General features: G+C 47.4%; 1 rRNA gene. It reads left to right on the forward strand.

Features of this window, described 5'->3' with window-relative positions:
- Positions 1 to 114 precede the first annotated feature (114 nt).
- Positions 115 to 1,682, forward strand: a 23S ribosomal RNA gene (locus LQE93_RS16500); the annotation flags it as partial.

The following is a 1,682-nucleotide window of genomic DNA, read 5'->3' on the forward strand; positions in this document are numbered from 1 at the left end:
TTTGTTCTTTGAAAATTGCACATGAATTAATATATATAACTTCAAATATGAGAAGTAGCCAAGAAATATTCTTTGTGATATTAAATGCAAATACTTTGAAAAATTGACTTGATAGGTCAAGCTACAAAGGGCGCATGGTGAATGCCTTGGCATCAGGAGCCGATGAAGGACGTGATAAGCTGCGATAAGCTTCGGGTAGGCGCACATAGCCAGTGATCCGGAGATTTCCGAATGTGGAAACACACATGGGAAACCCCATGTACCGTATAGTGAATACATAGCTATACGGAGGTAAACCTAGGGAACTGAAACATCTAAGTACCTAGAGGAAGAGAAAGAAAAATCGATTTTCTGAGTAGCGGCGAGCGAAAGGGAAAGAGCCCAAACCAGAGATTTATCTCTGGGGTTGCGGACAGAACATTAACGAGAAGTTTTCATTAACCGAACATTACTGGAAAGTAAGACCGTAGGAGGTAATAGTCCTGTAGGTGAAAGTGAAAATAATCAAGTTCTGATCCAGAGTACCACGAGACACGTGAAACCTTGTGGGAAGCAGGGAGGACCACCTCCCAAGGCTAAATACTACCTGATGACCGATAGTGAAGCAGTACCGTGAGGGAAAGGTGAAAAGAACCCCGGGAGGGGAGTGAAATAGAACCTGAAACCGTGTGCCTACAACCGGTCAAAGCCCCTTATGAGGGTGATGACGTGCTTTTTGTAGAACGAGCCAACGAGTTACGGTATGTAGCAAGGTTAAGTACTTAAGGTACGGAGCCGAAGGGAAACCGAGTCTTAATAGGGCGACTAGTTGCATGCCGTAGACCCGAAACCGGGTGACCTATCCATGGCCAGGTTGAAGCGAGGGTAAAACTTCGTGGAGGACCGAACCACGTTGCTGTTGAAAAAGCATGGGATGAGCTGTGGATAGCGGAGAAATTCCAATCGAACTCGGAGATAGCTGGTTCTCCCCGAAATAGCTTTAGGGCTAGCGTCGGATATGTGTAGTGGAGGTAGAGCACTGAATGGGCTAGGGGGCATATCGCTTACCGAACCTTATCAAACTCCGAATGCCATATACATTTAGTCCGGCAGTCAGACTACGAATGATAAGATCCGTGGTCAAAAGGGAAACAGCCCAGATCGTCAGCTAAGGTCCCAAAGTGTAAGTTAAGTGGAAAAGGATGTGGGATTTCTAAGACAACTAGGATGTTGGCTTAGAAGCAGCCACTCATTTAAAGAGTGCGTAATAGCTCACTAGTCGAGAGATCCTGCGCCGAAAATGTACCGGGGCTAAACTTACCACCGAAGCTACGGGCTTGCGTAAGCAAGCGGTAGGGGAGCGTCGTAATCGGGCTGAAGTCGTACCGTAAGGAGCGGTGGACTGATTACGAGTGAGAATGTTGGCATTAGTAGCGAGATGTAGGTGAGAATCCTACAGGCCGAATATCTAAGGTTTCCTCAGGAAGGCTCGTCCGCTGAGGGTTAGTCGGGACCTAAGCCGAGGCCGAAAGGCGTAGGCGATGGACAATCGGTTGATATTCCGATACCACTACCATCGTTATTATCGAGGGTGTGACGGAGAAGGATAGTGTGTGCTAGCGATTGGAAATGCTAGTCTAAGCGTTTAGGCAGTTACGGTAGGCAAATCCGCTGTAACAATGCTGAGGCGTGATGGGGAAGGC

It is taken from the genome of Clostridium sp. NSJ-145, from assembly GCF_021044725.1.
GTDB classification, from domain to species: Bacteria; Bacillota; Clostridia; order Clostridiales; family Clostridiaceae; genus Clostridium; species Clostridium disporicum_B.